The organism is Chitinophaga sp. LS1, from assembly GCF_034274695.1.
Taxonomy (GTDB): domain Bacteria; phylum Bacteroidota; class Bacteroidia; order Chitinophagales; family Chitinophagaceae; genus Chitinophaga.
On record NZ_CP128362.1, the window covers coordinates 850,627 to 867,408 of the forward strand.

A 16,782-nucleotide genomic window follows, 5' to 3' on the forward strand; every position below is an offset into this window, starting at 1 on the left:
CAATTTTCGGCGAATAAGCCTGCAGAGTTTTCGGCAGCAATAATGCAGAGGTTTTCTCATCCTTCCCGGAGAAGAATGCCACATTAGCAGGGAACTTAAGTTTCCTGTCATGATGAATGCTTATTTAAAGAAAATTATGATGTATCAGAGTATTAAAGAACTACACGAACAAGGCTTTTCAATAGCCAAAATTAGCAGTACTATTGGTATTAACTGGCGGACGGTAAAGTCTTATCTGTCCATGACCCTGGAAGAATACAACCTGTTTATAGAGAAAAGAGCACAACGTCAAAGAGGATTGTCTGTTTACGAATCTTTTGTTAGGGAAAAGCTGGAGAAATACCAGGATACATCATCCGCTCAAATGCATGACTGGCTCAAAGAGAACTTCCCTGAGTTTCCTAAGACAGCCATTAGGACCATGTTTGATTTTGTAATGTGGGTACGTCGCAAATATAATCTGCCTTATATCAAACCGCTTAGAGAATATGAAATGTTGGAAGAGTCTCCTTATGGGAAGCAGGCCCAGGCTGACTTTGTAGAATATAATCTCCGCAATGGAACTGGTAAAAGGGTAAAGATATATTTTGTCGCCATTCAACTATCCCGATCCCGTTATAAATATATCTGGTTTATTGGTAGGCCTTTCACGACTGAATTGGCTATTATGGGCCATGAACAGGCATTTTCCTTCTTTAAGGGCATCCCGGAACAACTAGTCTACGATCAGGATAAGGTCTTCATAGCAGATGAAAACATAGGAGATATCCTTCTTACAGATGCATTCCGGGCATATACCAGAGAAAGACCTTTTGAGCTACATTTCTGTCGAAAATCCGACCCGGAAAGTAAGGGGAAAATTGAAAGCGTTGTCAAATACGTTAAAAGAAATTTTCTGTATAACAGATGCTTTATCGATATAGAAAATTTAAATGAAGAGGCTTTACAGTGGCTAAACCGCACAGGAAACAATATGCCTCATGGAACAACAAAGTTACTTCCTAATGAAGAATGGCTGAAAGAACAACCATACCTGAGCGCTTTACCAGAGTTTATACAAACTACCAGTCCTGAAATTTACATGGTCCGTAAGGATAACACCATCTCTTATAAAAGTAATTTTTATTCGTTACCACTGGGTACTTTTAAAGGAAAAGGAACTGCCGTAGTAGTGGGTGTTGATATGCATATTTACCTGATTATATCCAACTTACAGGGGGATATATTATGCAAACATATGATCGCTGTTGGCAAAGGACAGAAAGTACTAAATACTGACCACAGAAGAGATAAAACCGTTAAGATTGACAAGTTGATTAATGAAGTCTGCGGTTTTTTGGAAGACGATGCAAATCGGGGTAGACAATTTTTAGAGACCATACGAGAAGTGAAACCACGTTATATAAGAGACCAGGTGCTGTTGTTCAGGGACACTATTGATATTGCGGACAAAGTGAGTGTTGGCGAAGCATTGACATATTGTTTGAACAATAATATTCAAAGTGCCAACGACTTCAAATCTATCGTAGAACAGCAGTTGAAAGTAAGAAGAGCAACATCCATCCTTAATTATCAGTCTATCCAGATGAATCCATTAAATGGAGAATTACCCCCTGTAGCTTTAGCAGAACCTGCTAAAAGTTCAATCGAAGATTACATAGATCTTTTTAGCAAACAATCTTGAATCTCTGTCCGGACGACTTACGCAAGCATATTTTATGTATACACAAAATAAAAATCAATCATGGAAAAGAAACAAACAATTAAACAGTATTGCCACCAGTTTAGGTTGGGCGGGATTTATAACCAAATCGATCAACTGGTATCAGCTGCGGAAGCAGCTGGTATTGGTTATCTGGAATACACCGTTAACCTGTTAAAAACCGAAGCGGTACACCGCGATTATAATGATACTCAAAAACGTCTTAAAACAGCACAATTACCCCGATCCAGCGACTTAAACCTATTCCAGTGCAAGAATGATAGCGGATTGTCTAAGGCTCGCTTAAATCAGCTTAGAGAGCTTAACTGGCTTGATCAGGTTTATAATATTCTTCTTACGGGGCCCTCTGGAACGGGTAAATCCATGCTGGCCGCAGGTCTTTGTGCAGATGCGGTGCAAAAGGGATACAAAGCCTACTTCAGGGATATGGAGGGACTTATCAACATGTTCAAAATGAAAGATTTTTCTGCTTCCGCTAAGATTGAATATAAGAGATTATCCAAAGCCCATTTAATCGTTATAGATGACCTGATGTCGTTTCCTATTGAAAAAAATCATGCTGTCTCATTTTTTAATTTTTTCAACAGTACCTATGAAAAAACAGCCTTTATCATCACTACCAATAAGAACCCCGCAGAATGGGCTACTATGCTCAATGATGAGGTACTGGCAACCGCCTTACTGGACAGATTATTATTCCAGTGTGAAGTAATAAATCTAACAGGAAAAAGCTTCAGACTGGAAAATAGGAAAACAATTTTTGAGCTTACAAACAAATAAATAATACATTTACCTCACTCTGCAGTATTGCTGCCGTTTTTTAGGTATCATTGCTGCCGAAAATAATGTACCATTGTTGCCGAAAACTCTGTATTTATATCTGCCGAAAACTCTGCATTGTTATCTGCCGATTACAGCGATTGAATTAGAGAAGTTTAAATAGGCATATCAAGTATCGCATGCATTGATAAAGGGCTGTTTAAGAGTATAAGTGTTCACAAAAGAGATTATAGTTTTAATAAGCATCAGTAAATCTCCAGCCGCCGCCTTAAGCAATTTCTGTTAAATTTCAAAACCCATGATCTTATAAGTTTTCGTATTTTAATCTTGTAATTTATCTTTATTAATATAATCTTAATCTATTAGTATGACTGATGATAATGAAATTTGCATGATTAATCTTAGTAATGGTCTCTTAGATAATGACTATACTTTTTACGAAAGTGGCAAAATAAAGCACTTTTATGATAAGCATAGTTTTAGTCTCAATAATGAGGAATGGATGACTGGAAAGGATGTACGTGATTCAGATAAAGTGAAAATACTTGAAAAATGCCCAGAACAATATAAGAAAGTAATCAAAAAAATATTGGGGGAATAAAAGCTATCGTACCCTTCCTTTTGAAATTAACAATGTAAAGTTCGTAACTGGAAACTATTTAATCTTTATAAGTTATAGAGAATATGTTGGTTTTACTAGGGCGGTGGATACGATAACCTTTTTGTATACGAATACCGTGTCTCGTAATTTCCCAGTTATTAAAAATCGCTCATTATATGATGGCCATTTGAGATATACTGACTATTCCCGGGTTGCTTTACAAGATATTGAGAGTTATAATGGATTCGTCGACATTTTGCAAGAGGCAATCGACCATGAAATATACACAAGGCAAGAAGCTGTCAATGAGCTTATGAAATACAAAGACTTTATGCAGCAAGCCAGGAGTAGCTAGAAATGTCGGGGTATAAGGAACAAGAAATATCTAATTTCTTTTTAACTTGATTTGATCAGATTCGAATAAATAATAATTTCTTTAGTTTTCTATAATCTGGTGGCTGTTTAGCAAGAATATAATCGATGATATTTCGGATTGATCTCAATGTCAATTTGAGAACTGATCTTATCAACAAGATAATATCTTGTGTTGTTACCCACACCTTTTCGTGGTAACAAAGAAGCTTTTGAGTGTTCATAAACAGTTGTCCTAACATAATCATAGCCATGTGCTTATGCCAGCTTTGAGCGCTTCGGGTTTGATACTCATTTAGACCTAATTCCTTTTTACCTTCTCTAAATGATTTTTCTATAAAGAACCGCTTACACTGCATATAAGCTAACTCTTTCATTGATGCTCCAGGTTTGTAGCACAGACTATATTTAATGGTGCCGTCAATATCCTTTCTAATTAATAATTGCAGTAGTTGACGTTTCTCTGTTAACGGATTGAATATATAAATCTCTCTACAATGGAACCAGGCAAAAAGCTTCTTCCCTTTGCTTTGATGACGTACCTTCATCCAGGTCCAATCTTTCTTTTTCAGTCCGGACATGTATTTCCGGATTGATATAGATTCTCTGTTTGGTCGTGCATAAACACTTTTTCGTCCTCTCTTTCCGGGGACGCTGACAGGGACTCTCATTTGAAATGCTTCCAGCCAAACTTTATGACTGTCAGGAACATCGGCTACAAACGGCAAGCCTATCCTGATCAGATTGCATAGTAGATTAGCATCACGACCATAGAAGGCATCAAAGCAAACCCATTTTACCTTTATCTTTAAAAACAACACGACGTGATCTATGATTTCCTTTGCAAGATCAATCTTGGTCGACTCCGATCCCAAAGACAATCTGGCTTGTACAAGGTTAACCAAACTGCCTCCACATAGAGCGCCAAAGACACCGACCTGACGGTTCTCTGTTTTACCAATTTGCCCGCAGTATTGTCTTTTCACACCTGCAGAGAGCCTTCCTTTTTTAGGATTGCCACTTTCATCTATTATCAAACAGGTATCGTCTTCCAGTCCACTCTGTTGTAAAAGATGCCAGAAATCTAATGTTATCCTATCCATCAACTTTGAATAACACCACTTGCCAATGGTTATAAAGTGATGTAAGCATTGCTGACTGGTATTTTGAAGTTCCTCTGCCATCACCTGGCAATTACGTCGTCGACTAACCATTAACCCCTTCAAATAAGAAGCTGCATTTGATGTTCCGTCTTTTGTCTTGCTCTTAAAGTAAAATGTAAAGCTGAGAAGAAATTGTAACAACCGACTCTCTACGAGCCGGAAATTGTTTATTTTCGACTCATATTTTTGTTTATTAATAAAGCCCGTTCGGTTTCTACTGTTTGGGCTTTTCTTTTGGGATATTGCAAATGTATGCAAAACCCGCTTCCGTACAAAGTTTCGACTATAATATGTAAAGAACTATAATTTGACTAAACACAGTTAAATAATACATCTAATTCGAAAAAAGTAGATGTTCGTGTGTCCTGATTAAATCCTGACTATTAAATTTAGATCTTTTTATTTACAGGAACAAAAATGCTGTTTCCATTAATGCTAAATCTGTTTTTTTCCGGAGAGCCACCAATTCCTACGTTATAAAGTGTACGAGAAACGTTACAGCCAATGCTAATTAAATAATCACATATTTCTTGTCCGTATTCTTTTACTTCACTATCAGCCATAGAAGTCGTTAGAGTGACAGACTGGTTAGCAAACAGGACTAGCTCCTTTTTATCTTCACTACTTAGATGCCTTGCCGGTAGAGCAGGCTCACCGACATTTACCGTATGTGCAGTGATACCTCCGGTTTGCCCTTGTGATATAACTACATCCCCTGCAACATTATTTACAGATATATCACTATTTATCTTTTTTTCTTTCTCTTTATTCATTTTATTTGTTTGTTTTGGGTGATTTTTAATTTGGCTCAACGAAAATGAATCTAAAGGGCTGATAGCTTTTTGCTCTATATTTGTTTTTATGCTATCACTTTTGTTAATAACTTGGTCATGCTTATGGTTGAATGGAAATAATTCGAAGTAAGCAAGAATAGTCACAATAGATGAAAGCCCCCCAAGACAGCCAAATAGCCATCCGAGTCTGCTTTTGGGCTTCTTTTCCTTATTTGGGTATCCGCTACTTTGTGTGTTTACATTATGACCTGTTATACCTCCACTTTGATCCTTACTTACAATAACATTTCCATGAATATTCCCGAAATTAATATCGCCTTGTTTTTCAGAGTTGTTATCCATAATATATGTTTTGGTGTAAGCTGCAAAAATACATACATTTTAAATGTTTGCTTTTACTTTATTACATTTTGTTTACCAATTCATTTTTGTTGAAACTCACATTGAACTTTAGAAAACTAGTGATCACTCGCTCAAATAAAACAACCGATTGCAATTTGAATATTGCATCTCATTATTTTCCGTTCCTTCTAGCAATATTAACTCAATGGATGCAGTCTAGTAAAAGGAGGGATTATCCTGACTGCTTAAGTCAAATCATTTATAGCTATAGTTAAGTTATGTCAGAATGATACTAGTTTACCACAAGAGGTTATCAACTTGATCCGACATCAGCATTGATTTGAGATTAAATTTTCAATAAACAAAAACGCCGGAGGTAATACCTCCGGCATTTGCCATTTCCGAACGTGCCCAGTAGCGGAGCGTATTCGAACCAAATGCTCTTGATTATAAGAGGGTTATATTTTTGATAGTTTGATTAGACCTTATTTCATAAATGCTATTTAGATTTTTTTAAGATCTTTATAGCATGTTTAAAAGCGAAAACTTAACTGATTATCAATGGCCTTTAATAAGCCCTCATATTCCAGTGGCACCGATACCATGGGACGCTAAGGGGCCCCCACGTATACAAAGTGACAGGTTATCAATGGTATTCTATGGATACTTAGAACCGGCGCATCATGGATTGATCTACCAGTTGTAAGCAGTAAATAATAATACAACAAAAACGGTAAATATGAGTGCAGCAAAAACGGTAACAATGCTACAGCAAGAATGGCAACATTAGTGCAGCACTAAAAGTACAGTTGTTACATAGTTCGTCCCCCCAGGATTTCTCCCGGAGGGATTTTTTAACCTTTGTCAATCATCACAAAGACAGGGTTAAATGAACTATTTAAACAAACTTATGACTTACCAGCGTATTCATCAACTTTACCGGGATAAGCACTTCATTCGATCTATTTCCAGGATAACAGGGCTAAACTGGCGTACGATCAAGCTTCAACTTTCCATGAGTGAGGAAGACTTTTTAGTTATTTCTCAACAGAAAAAAGGTCGAAAGAAGATACTCCTGGAATTTGAAGATTTTATATTCAATCGCCTGAGAAGCCTTCCAGATACAACTTCTGCTCAAATCCATGATTTATTAAAAGAACATTTTCCTGATTTAGGGCCAATCAGCCCTAAAACAGTCTATAATTTTGTTATGGCCATCCGGGCTAAATACAGCCTTTCTGTAGAACAACCAACCCGGCAATATCAGATGGTAGCCGAATTACCTTATGGGCAGCAAGCTCAGGTTGATTTTGGCTTTTATAATATGCGGACTACTGAAGGCAAGACGCGTAAAGTACAATTTTTCTGTATGAGTTTGTCCCGCTCCCGCTATAAATACGTATTGTTCACAGACCGGCCATTTACTACCATCACTGTTATAGAAGCACATGAAAGAGCCTTCTGCCATTTTGGAGGTATGCCTCAGGAACTTGTCTATGACCAGGACCGATTGTTTATGGTTGATGAAAATTGGGGAGATCTAATACTTACGGAACATTTTCGACAATATATATATCATCGACCTTTGAAAACTTATTTCTGCCGTGCGGCAGACCCTGAGTCCAAAGGAAAAATAGAAAATGTCGTAAAATATGTAAAAAGAAATTTTCTATATGGCCGTTTTTTCAAAGATATTCAGTTGCTTAATGAAGAAGTACTCGCATGGCTGAAACGTACTGCTAATGCATCAATCCATGGCACTACAAAGCTAATACCAGCTGAAGAAATGGAAAATGAAGTTACCTTTCTTGGTTCTTCGTCAATTTTGGTGGTTATTGCCATTGCAGAACCAATCGCTTTCGCAATAGATTGAACCCTGCACGTCCGTACATCTGACGTTTAATTGTCTTCAATTTATTAATTTGGCCTTCTACCTGTCCATTGCTCCAAGGAAGTGAGACGGCGTTTGTTACGGCAGTGATGTCTGATAATAAGCCTTTTGCAAAGCTTTTAAGCATAGGTTATACTCAAGTGAAGTACATAAAAGATTACTAGAATTTCAAATATTAATATTTTAATTTAGTAATAATTTGAATCCAAGCGTTTTAGATGCTAATATGGATCTGAAACGGAATTTTTTTGATAAAGAATTACTTGCTATATGAGTTTTTTTTAAATAGTCAAGAGAATTTACAATGAGAAATGTAATCGCTAGTATTTATTTCGCGGGAATATCCTTTTCCTTAATGTAGTATTTGATTTTTTCAATCAGGGTATTGGTTTTACCACTGCCGGCACCTGCCAGCACTAAAATGCGCTTTTCATCACTATCTATAGCGAATTATTGCTCTGGGTTAGGGGTAGTAATCATTTACAATCATTTTGATTAAAATTACTAACCGGTGGAATCAGTAATAGAAGTACTCATATATAAGGCTAACGAGGTTCTTCTGGATAAATATAATAGAATTCAGGCAAAAGGTCAATGTAAAACGGATCAAATTTGAAAATGATTATTTTAAACATATAATTTTCGCACTACCTATTATCCTGGTTAAGTTGCAAAAAATAATAAATCTTTTATATTACATTATGGCAAGAAAAGCAATATAGTATCATTGAGTATTTATACACTATAATGGTCCGGTCTTTCAGCTATTGCTATGCATATCAGTTAAATCCCCCAAGCTCAACGGAATAAGGAGCAGTAACATTCCTACGTACAGGGTGTTACTGTTTCCTTACTTTTTCCAGGAAATCCAACTCACGATTTAAACCAACTTTGAACCCAGGCACCAACAAATCCGCCCACAATTACCCCAATGAACCAAAGTTTCCCCTCTGATGCAGCACCGAATACAATTAATCCCAAAAATGCAAATATTATTGGAACGATACACCCATTGTTATTGCTATTATTAGTCGAACTAGCACTGCTATAGGTAGTAGCTGGCGGTTTATAAGTTGTTGCCGGCTGTGTAGCTACCGGCTTTGGCGGTGGCGTTACGATCGGTTTAGGCGGCGTGTAAACAGTCTTATCTTTATAAAGCGAATTAAAAACATCCGCTTCCTTGTCAATAACCCTCCTAGGTTGTGGTGGGGTTGGAACAGCAGTACCTATAGGCTGCTGCCTCAGTCTTTGATTGACTTCACCTTCATTTGCCAATATTTGAATTTGTGTCGGCTGTTCAATAATCATTTGTGGGTTACCATTATAACTAGTAATTACCCCTGTCACACTTACATACTTCCCAACCAAAGATACCGGTGACATTCCCTTTGCTGTAAGGGTTGCAATTCCCTCCTGCCAGATGACAAGTGTAAATGTCTGATGTGGAAAAGGTCCAAAATTGAGAAACATATAAGGCGCCCCAAGGGAAGTTGAACCTAAATATTTCCCTGATATCTTTCCAACAACTTCAATCTTTTCGCCAAAATGTTCCAGCAGGCTACCTTTTTTAGCAGCATCAATAATTTCGTATTGGCTTCTTGTAATGTTAATTGTTCCAACCGAACTTTTATTATAGCTGAAATTACCGGAAAGAAAGTCCTGCAATGAAGGAACCTGACCAATATCTAAATAGCAACAACCGATCAGCCGTTCAACTAAGGTTTTAATTTCAGGGATGGATAATAAATCCTGAATAAGAGCAGACTGCTGAAGGTCGGCATAGTCCTGACTGCGGAATAAAATATTTTCTCCATTTTCGTATTTACTCCAGAGAGAGGGCTTTAAAGAAATTGCTTTCAACCCGATGTAAATAACAATCGCGGAAAACCTATCTATATATTGATTATAATGCAAGGCAGAACGACCTGGATGCTGATAATTTATATGCCCGATTTCGTTTGTCCTTAGCGACGCCAGTTCCGGAAAATACATGCCATCATAATCAATCAAATGGAGTTTATCATTCTTAACTAAAATGTTTCCATGTTGCAGGTCACCATGTGCAATGCCAAATCTTTCCAGTTCACTGATCAGTTGAACAAAATCGGAGAGAAGCCTTTCTACTTTAGCTCTTTGATTATATGCTTTATCCAGATATATGTTTAATGGCTCACCTTCCAGCCAACTCATTTTGATAATTGGATAACCCTTACCATTTATTTTTATTCCCTCAGACAAATATCTGGCATCCACAAAATAAGAAGACGGGCTTTTCGACAGGAAATTCCCAATAGATTGATAACGCCGCTGCAGGTCTTGCATATCTCTGTGGAAACACCTTACTGCCCACGCTCCCTGATGATTTGATAATTTGTAAGTGATCGTAGAACCACCTGAGTAGGGTTTAGGTAATCCCAGGGGTGTAGTTTCTACCGAACCATTTTTAAGGTCGGTATCAGTAAATGCAATTCGTGGGTTTTGAATTGCTACATTATATTCATCTCCTCTTGGAAGCATCACTCAAATTTTATCATTAAAAGTGTGACGTCATCATTTTTAATGCTCCTTGTCGCCCGTTGTTTGTTCAACCATTCTTCAAATGGCTTTTCATCCTGTTTTTCAAATTGGTCAATCAACCTTTTCTTCAATTTTTGATGACGATTTTTCTGTTTTAAAATCCACGCTGCCATAGCATCTGTTGCCAACAGCATAATATCACCTGGTAAGATATTGTCGTTATGGTAAATGACATTTTTCTCTAAATCAGTTTGATATTTATCATTGCTTGCAATCAAATTGGGTGTGTTATTAAAATCTTCAACAGATGAAACAGGAAACGAAAAATGCAATTCATCATTTCTTATTAGAAAAAGCGTACAATCACCAATGGCTATCACTTCAAAAGACATTTCCTCCCTATCTATAGTCAAGCCAAGAAAGGTTGCAAATGCTCCATTTTCAGCTTTTTGTTGCGCATACCATGGCAATTCAATGGCGTTAACCATCGATTGCCAGTTTTCAGCAATTGCTTTTATCGTATCAGGTAAACGAATTTTGTCAAAGGGCTTATCCTTATATGCACTTACCAGTAAGTCTGACCATTCTTTTGAGAAAGAAGATTCTGTGGCTCCGTCAGCAATAGCAAACCGGATAAGTGTGTCTGATCTAGTTTCTAATTTTCCCGGCTCCAGAATGTTGTCCTCGTTTTCATCTGGTGAATTTCCGAGCTTAGGTAAGGATATACTTTTGAAATGACATTGCAGCATTATCTTAATTGTAAGCTCGGTCTTGTCCCAATTTCTATGGCTGTAATGATTAAATCAATATCTCCATTCAGAACAAATGCTTTTGCTCCATCCGATAAATTCAGCCCAAACTCCTTTCCTGCAACATTTCGCATAAAATCGGGCAAAGCAGAAGCCCCATTAAAAAGCATCTCAGCATATTGGTCTGGCAATTGAGCTTCTGGCCCCGGAAATGAAATTGGGTTGGTGCTTCTTGCATGGGTGTGCAGATTGAACAAAATCACATTTCCATCATTTGATGTTTGAGCAGTCAATTTTTTCATTTCATCAGTTGGGTTACCGTCTGTGCTCTCTCCGTCTGTTATATGAATTACAACAGGTGGAAAGCAATGAGGATGTTCTCTTAACCAACCTGAAATAATGATGTTAGCTTGCCTAAATGCTTCAGTCATGGGTGTTCCACCATTTGCAGTTGGATCAAACCAAATTGGGAACTTAACCGTCGTGTCAATTAAGCCACCTGCACCATCTGAAACTTTTTTAGTTCGTTCTTCAATTCGTGCCGGGTTATTAGCGATGGCAGAAACAGGGACCAGTTTTTTTCCTGCCAGATTGCCACTGAAAGCTGCACCCACTCCATTTGCACCATAGCCAATTACGCCAACATGATAATAATCCCGAACGCCCTCTGACTTAGCACACTTTATTACAAGCTGTTGCAACATTCTGTTGATTACGTCTGAAAGTGCTTCTGATTTGGGTTTTCCGATACTAACGTATTTGTCGGACATAGAACCTGACTGGTCTATGATGAAAAGAAAGCAACTTGGGTTGTTTCTGCTGATTTCTGCTTTATATGCCATTTTGAGTTAATGTTTATGGTAATAGGCTGATAACATCAATATTCATATCGAGGAATTGTCAACAATGCCCTTAAATATAGTAAAATTATCATAAATAGAAAAACCTCTCCCAATTTCTACTCCAATAAAATTTAAAGATTGATTGAAGTAGAAATTGACCAATACCAACTAGTTGGTATTTTGAAAATACTACCATTCTTCAAATCTCTTATTCTCAAAAATATTTTTTAATAAAAGAAACAATCTTTCCCTAACCGGCATATTCAGATCATATCCCAGAGAGTTCAGTATCCTAACCACAGCAGATAACAACCTGATAATACTCTCAATGTAAAATACCATCTCTCTATCTTCATCTGTCTTTTCTGATTTATTGACAACACTCGTTACATAAGGAGATATCCATTCCCGTTCAAACAAAAACTGATGAATATGCTGATCCCTCAATAATTGCTGATTATCAAATGAAACCCACTTCCGTTTTATTGTAGAATCAATACTTCTACAATACACATCTACCACAGACGATGACATGTCATTCGGAATCTCATGCATCACATAGTAAGAAACAATTGGTTCCAGAGAGTCCATCCAGTTTTGAGCGAAATAAAAATAAGTATTATCCGGAAGCCGGCAGGAAGAATACAACTTTTTCAAATACCTGTCAGGAGGAAGGCCCAATACATAATAAGGGTTGAAAGGGTCCTTATCCTTAAACCTTAAAATCAGATATTCCTGTGCTGCGATCTGGGCTGGGGCATACATTTTTTGTAAGAGTGTTGCTCGTTCTGTATTAATAATATTTTCTAATGATTGTAATTCATTGCCTGAAAGATTTACAAGTTTTAATAAAAGCAACGTAGCCGGATCCCCTGATTCATCCTGTAAAGGAACACCATCCTTTCTTAACCTTTCATATAATCCCCCGCCGGAATAACTATAGGATAATAATGCCAGCATATCACGGGGTATTTCCCAATCTCTTACACTATATCCTCTTATGCTTCTATCATTACGGGCGTAATCCTGAGTTCTTTGAAATAGCACACTGGCCTCATTTCTCCACATCCTCCACATATCTTCCGCTTTTTTAACAGTCTTACTTTGCTCGATTTTTTTCAGGCTCAATATCTCCACAAAAGTATCCGAAAGTGTTTCATCGGTGGCATCAGGCAGTACCCTCCTCCAGTTATCAATATTTAACTTCACCGTTTCCCGAACATTGGTTGGCTCCATGGCAAGTTCCAGATCTCTTAAAACAAGGCTCGACACCTTATGTAACCGACCTATATAAAGCAATGCAGTCCAGTAGTACGTGACACATTTATGCACACGGTGATAAAGAAACTCATAAAATATATGCTGACGTCGATCATATTTTTCATTCTCCGCATGCTCCCTTTGAGTATACAGAAAAATCCACTTTGTTAGATAATCCTTTCTTATATGTTCAGGAAGAAGTCCCTGAAGGGATGCGGAAAATGAATTCTCGACAGTACTATTTAAATTTACTTTTTCCATAGTGCATGTTAGTAATGGGAATTCAATAATATTTATACTCTTCAGATCCAAAGAACTTCCTGAAATAAGTCCTCAATTGCGAAATATCTGTAAAATTAGCTAACGGGTGCTTCCATATTACTTTTTCGTCAAGGTCCTTAAAGAAAATAAGACAGGGTACCTCGCTATATTCCATATTGAAATAGCGAATTACATCATATGCATCAGACCTGTTATACAACATATTAAAGTCAGGATTTAATAAACGTCCCCCATTTACCCGGACATTGTCACCTATTACTATTATTGAATTGTCGACATTTTCTACCAGCTTTTGTATATCTCCTGGTTGGAGTGTCCTACCTGGTTGGGTAAAACAACCATCTGGCGGGGTCGTCGCATTACTACCGTCATTATAGAAGCAATCTCTCCAGGGGTGATTTATCTTCTGAGTATAATCCAGCCACCTTACTGTAGGTGGCTCGATCAGAAAAATTGCACAGTCATTTCCCGATATATTATCCAGGTCGTAAATTCCTTCTTCCATATATCGAACCAACACCTCATCACAACCAGTATATAACAGAAAGCCGTACAATTTAAATCTGTTCCTTTCAATACTCAGCCATTTAATCTTTACCTCCTCTATTCCTTTTACAGGCATCATAAATATTGAGTTAAATAGAAATTCCTAACAACTTAGTGATTGTTGTTATAAAAGGGTATACCCTGGTACCTACCTCTGTTACTTTGGAGGTAATGTCCAGAATATCTTTTAGCCTATCTGTGAATCTTTTTTTAGGTTGCGCGGGATTATCTGCTATTTCTTTTGCCATTTTCTTTGCCTGGCTCACTGCAGGGATAAGCGAGGTATCCCTCACCTCTTCATGCTCATCGGGAAGTTCTTTTATAATTGTCTGCAACTTATTCATCTCTTCAATCACCTGTTTCCACACCTGATCATTTGAATTTATTTCAGACTCGATTACATTCGACAATCGTACAGAGGCCTGTACATAATTATTATTTCCAAGAACGACGGTTGAATTATGAACACCTGAAATATTTATACTAGTACTACGATGCTGATTTTCCATTTTGATTAGTTTAATAATCAGAAAATATTACTGATCATAGTTGCCTAAAATATTTTTTTATAACATGGAATCTGTTGCCCCAAATGCTATTCTGATCGGCTTTACATTCAATAAGGAAATAATATAAACTAATCTGGTATGCATAGTTCGATAATGCTTCCTGACTTCTATAGCAACAATTAATCAACCGGTCTCAATGAAAATTCGTTATAAGATTATTCAGGTATTTTTTCGGACACTTGTATTTTTTATTACTTATTCTAATATGGGGGTTTCTCGAAATATTCTACTTAACAGGAGTTTGAATTTATTTCCTACACCGTATTCATACTTTCAAGAAATTTAAACATTCTGGTCACCCATTGCTTATATTCATTTGCCGAATCTATGTCTTTCATAACAAACTTGCTATTTTCAATTTGGTTATAAAACACATTTCAAAACTTCCCCCGAATAAATAACTATGCTAAGTGTAAGCGGAAATAAAACCAGATGTACACCTATTTATCATGGAAAAACGCTATCTCCAAAGTAATCTATCAATTTGATATTTAATTTCACCTAAATACTAGTAAAGATGGTAGTCCCTCATAATATTCCACCGCAGGCTATACGACAAAACAAAATTTATTTTATAGAATTACCCATTTACGGGTCGTTACGCAAATATACGGCGTAGTGCTATCATAGCTTTATAAAAAAAACTATGTTTAGGGGCGTCACAATTGAAAGTTTTAAAAGACATTTTCCAGATGCAGAATCGTGTTTACAATACCTTGCAGAGTTGAAGTGGCAGCAAGGGTTTCGTTGTAAGAAGTGTGGTGGAGAAATGTGGTGGAAAGGTAAAAGGTGGCTTGATAGACGTTGTCACGCTTGCAATTATAATGAGTCCCCCACAGCAGGGACATTGTTTCATAAAGTAAAATTCAGTTTGCTGACAGCTTTTCAGATTTGTTTCCGTTTGAGTGTAAGTAAAAAGGGGATGTCAAGTTGCGAAATAAGCAGGGAATATGGCATCCGTCAAACAAGTGCCTGGTATTTTAAGCGCAAAGTGCAGGAGGGCATGCAAAGTAGTGAACAGTTTCCATTACAAGGTCGTGTAGAGGTAGATGAATTTGTGATTGGTGGCAAGGAGGAAGGGAATCAAGGTCGGGCTAAAGGAGATCGAAAAATTATCCTGATAGCAGTTGAAAAAGTATGCCGAAATAGAAAGACTGGCAGAGCGTATGCCCAATGCATAGAGAATTACAGCTCTACATCGTTTCAGCCATTTATGGAAAAACACATCGATAAAAAATCACGGGTAGTGACAGATGGCTGGACAGCTTATGCTCCACTAAAGACTATATTTCCACGGTTGGAGCAAGTAGAATCTGGTAATGGCAAAAATTTCCCTCATTTACATACTCATATCATGAATTTTAAAGGTTGGTTAAGAGGCATTCATCATCGTGTTTCTGAAAATCATATGCAGGCATACTTAAATGAATTTCATTTCCGATTTAACAGAAGAAATCATTTGGGCAGTATAATGCACAAACTTTTATCCAGGATGGTTGCTGCTGCTCCTTTATTTTTAACTTTACGAGAGCTAAATGGGTAATTCTATTATTTTATAACTGCCATCATATCCTCTTTAATAATCTGGATCGTCTTTAAATCCTTTTATAAGTATCCATTTATTACCATGGACTCTTATATTTACATAGCAGCTGCATTCCAAAATGCAAATGCTGGGCTCTGGCCAATTGGATATTCCAAATTCATTCACCTGGCTGGTCAAATCTCCCACTCTCCTACTTTATTAGTTTCCTTACAATACCTAATTCTCCAAACTTCCTTACTTTATTTCTTTTTCACTATTCGAACTATTCTTAAATTGGGTAAATGGACTACCTTAATACTTTTTATCTTTTTGTTCTTTAATCCTTTATTTATTTTTAGTTGTAACCATATCATGTCCGACATACTTTTCTGTAGTCTGACAATTTGCTGGATCTGCCAATTATTGTATATTATAAAACGTCCTCAGATTTACCTCATTTTTACCCAGGCTTTACTTATAGTAACCATATTTACTATTCGATATGCAGCACTGTTATTTCCAATTATCGGTATCATAGTTTTACTGATTAGCAAGTACTGGAACTGCTACATTTGCCAGGACACAAGATTAAGCTCTTTTCATAACTTTGGATACAATGAGCAAACGAGTTTAGGGGGAAATGATATTGAACCTATCATATTTGTTCAATTTTAACAAAAATTGATAAGAAATAATTCTATTGAATACCAGTAACAGAAAAAGCGGGCATGCTTATCACACACCCGCTTAACAATTATTAAAAGACAGGACTAACAATACGCTCCGATTGGCTTCTCATTTATAAAAAATATTGTGTCCATAGAAT

At 36.9% G+C, this 16,782-nt stretch carries 14 protein-coding genes and 1 pseudogene; 5 read left to right on the forward strand and 10 right to left on the reverse strand.

What is annotated here, in order from left to right; all coding sequences use genetic code 11:
- Positions 1-109: 109 nt before the first annotated feature.
- The 3 genes from istA (QQL36_RS03475) to QQL36_RS03485 all read left to right on the forward strand — a co-directional run bounded on the left by istA (QQL36_RS03475) (position 110) and on the right by QQL36_RS03485 (position 3,104).
- Positions 110-1,684 carry an IS21 family transposase gene (gene istA / locus QQL36_RS03475; protein ID WP_321568923.1) on the forward strand — a complete coding sequence of 525 codons (1,575 nt, stop codon included), beginning with the start codon at positions 110-112 and terminating at the stop codon, positions 1,682-1,684.
- Between the two features lie 60 nt (positions 1,685-1,744).
- Positions 1,745-2,503: an IS21-like element helper ATPase IstB gene (istB, locus tag QQL36_RS03480; protein ID WP_321566677.1), complete on the forward strand. Its 759-nt coding sequence runs from the start codon at positions 1,745-1,747 to the stop codon at positions 2,501-2,503.
- A 367-nt stretch (positions 2,504-2,870) separates the two neighbouring features.
- On the forward strand, positions 2,871-3,104 hold the full coding sequence (locus QQL36_RS03485) for a hypothetical protein (protein WP_321568924.1): 234 nt from the start codon (positions 2,871-2,873) through the stop codon (positions 3,102-3,104).
- A gap of 410 nt (positions 3,105-3,514) precedes the next feature.
- Here the strand turns inward: QQL36_RS03485 and QQL36_RS03490 are convergent, their stop codons facing one another.
- Together QQL36_RS03490 and QQL36_RS03495 are read right to left on the reverse strand one after the other, a co-directional pair.
- A complete protein-coding gene (locus tag QQL36_RS03490) occupies positions 3,515-4,897 on the reverse strand; it encodes an IS701 family transposase (protein ID WP_321568925.1) in 1,383 nt (460 codons plus the stop codon).
- A gap of 131 nt (positions 4,898-5,028) precedes the next feature.
- Positions 5,029-5,775, reverse strand: a complete 747-nt coding sequence (locus QQL36_RS03495; RefSeq protein ID WP_321568926.1) for a hypothetical protein — start codon at positions 5,773-5,775, stop codon at positions 5,029-5,031.
- 910 nt (positions 5,776-6,685) lie between these two features.
- Between QQL36_RS03495 and istA (QQL36_RS03500) the strand changes: the two genes are divergently transcribed.
- Entirely contained in the window at positions 6,686-7,648 is a 963-nt protein-coding gene (gene istA / locus QQL36_RS03500) for an IS21 family transposase (protein ID WP_321568927.1), read from the forward strand.
- On the opposite strand, the pseudogene QQL36_RS03505 reads toward istA (QQL36_RS03500), so the two are convergent.
- The 8 genes and pseudogenes from QQL36_RS03505 to QQL36_RS03535 all read right to left on the reverse strand — a co-directional run.
- Positions 7,608-7,787 (reverse strand): annotated as a pseudogene (locus QQL36_RS03505) (transposase); the annotation flags it as partial. The gene istA (QQL36_RS03500) and the pseudogene QQL36_RS03505 overlap by 41 nt on opposite strands.
- Before the next feature lie 206 nt (positions 7,788-7,993).
- Complete coding sequence (locus tag QQL36_RS35550) at positions 7,994-8,110, reverse strand: UvrD-helicase domain-containing protein (protein ID WP_415751063.1); 117 nt, start codon at positions 8,108-8,110, stop codon at positions 7,994-7,996.
- A gap of 429 nt (positions 8,111-8,539) precedes the next feature.
- Positions 8,540-10,183 carry a hypothetical protein gene (locus QQL36_RS03510; RefSeq protein WP_321568928.1) on the reverse strand — a complete coding sequence of 548 codons (1,644 nt, stop codon included), beginning with the start codon at positions 10,181-10,183 and terminating at the stop codon, positions 8,540-8,542.
- Positions 10,183-10,932: a hypothetical protein gene (locus tag QQL36_RS03515; protein ID WP_321568929.1), complete on the reverse strand. Its 750-nt coding sequence runs from the start codon at positions 10,930-10,932 to the stop codon at positions 10,183-10,185. The genes QQL36_RS03510 and QQL36_RS03515 overlap by 1 nt, the downstream gene beginning before the upstream one ends.
- On the reverse strand, positions 10,932-11,774 hold the full coding sequence (locus QQL36_RS03520; protein WP_321568930.1) for a vWA domain-containing protein: 843 nt from the start codon (positions 11,772-11,774) through the stop codon (positions 10,932-10,934). The genes QQL36_RS03515 and QQL36_RS03520 overlap by 1 nt, the downstream gene beginning before the upstream one ends.
- Before the next feature lie 189 nt (positions 11,775-11,963).
- Entirely contained in the window at positions 11,964-13,010 is a 1,047-nt protein-coding gene (locus tag QQL36_RS03525) for a hypothetical protein (protein ID WP_321568931.1), read from the reverse strand.
- Positions 13,011-13,317: 307 nt separating this feature from the next.
- Positions 13,318-13,941, reverse strand: a complete 624-nt coding sequence (locus QQL36_RS03530) for a hypothetical protein (protein WP_321568932.1) — start codon at positions 13,939-13,941, stop codon at positions 13,318-13,320.
- 10 nt (positions 13,942-13,951) lie between these two features.
- The gene (locus tag QQL36_RS03535) at positions 13,952-14,371 is read right to left on the reverse strand and encodes a hypothetical protein (RefSeq protein WP_321568933.1); all 420 of its coding nucleotides are present in this window, start codon (positions 14,369-14,371) and stop codon (positions 13,952-13,954) included.
- Between the two features lie 706 nt (positions 14,372-15,077).
- On the opposite strand from QQL36_RS03535, the gene QQL36_RS03540 reads away from it, so the two are divergent.
- Positions 15,078-15,974 carry an IS1595 family transposase gene (locus QQL36_RS03540; RefSeq protein WP_321568879.1) on the forward strand — a complete coding sequence of 299 codons (897 nt, stop codon included), beginning with the start codon at positions 15,078-15,080 and terminating at the stop codon, positions 15,972-15,974.
- Positions 15,975-16,782 lie beyond the last annotated feature (808 nt).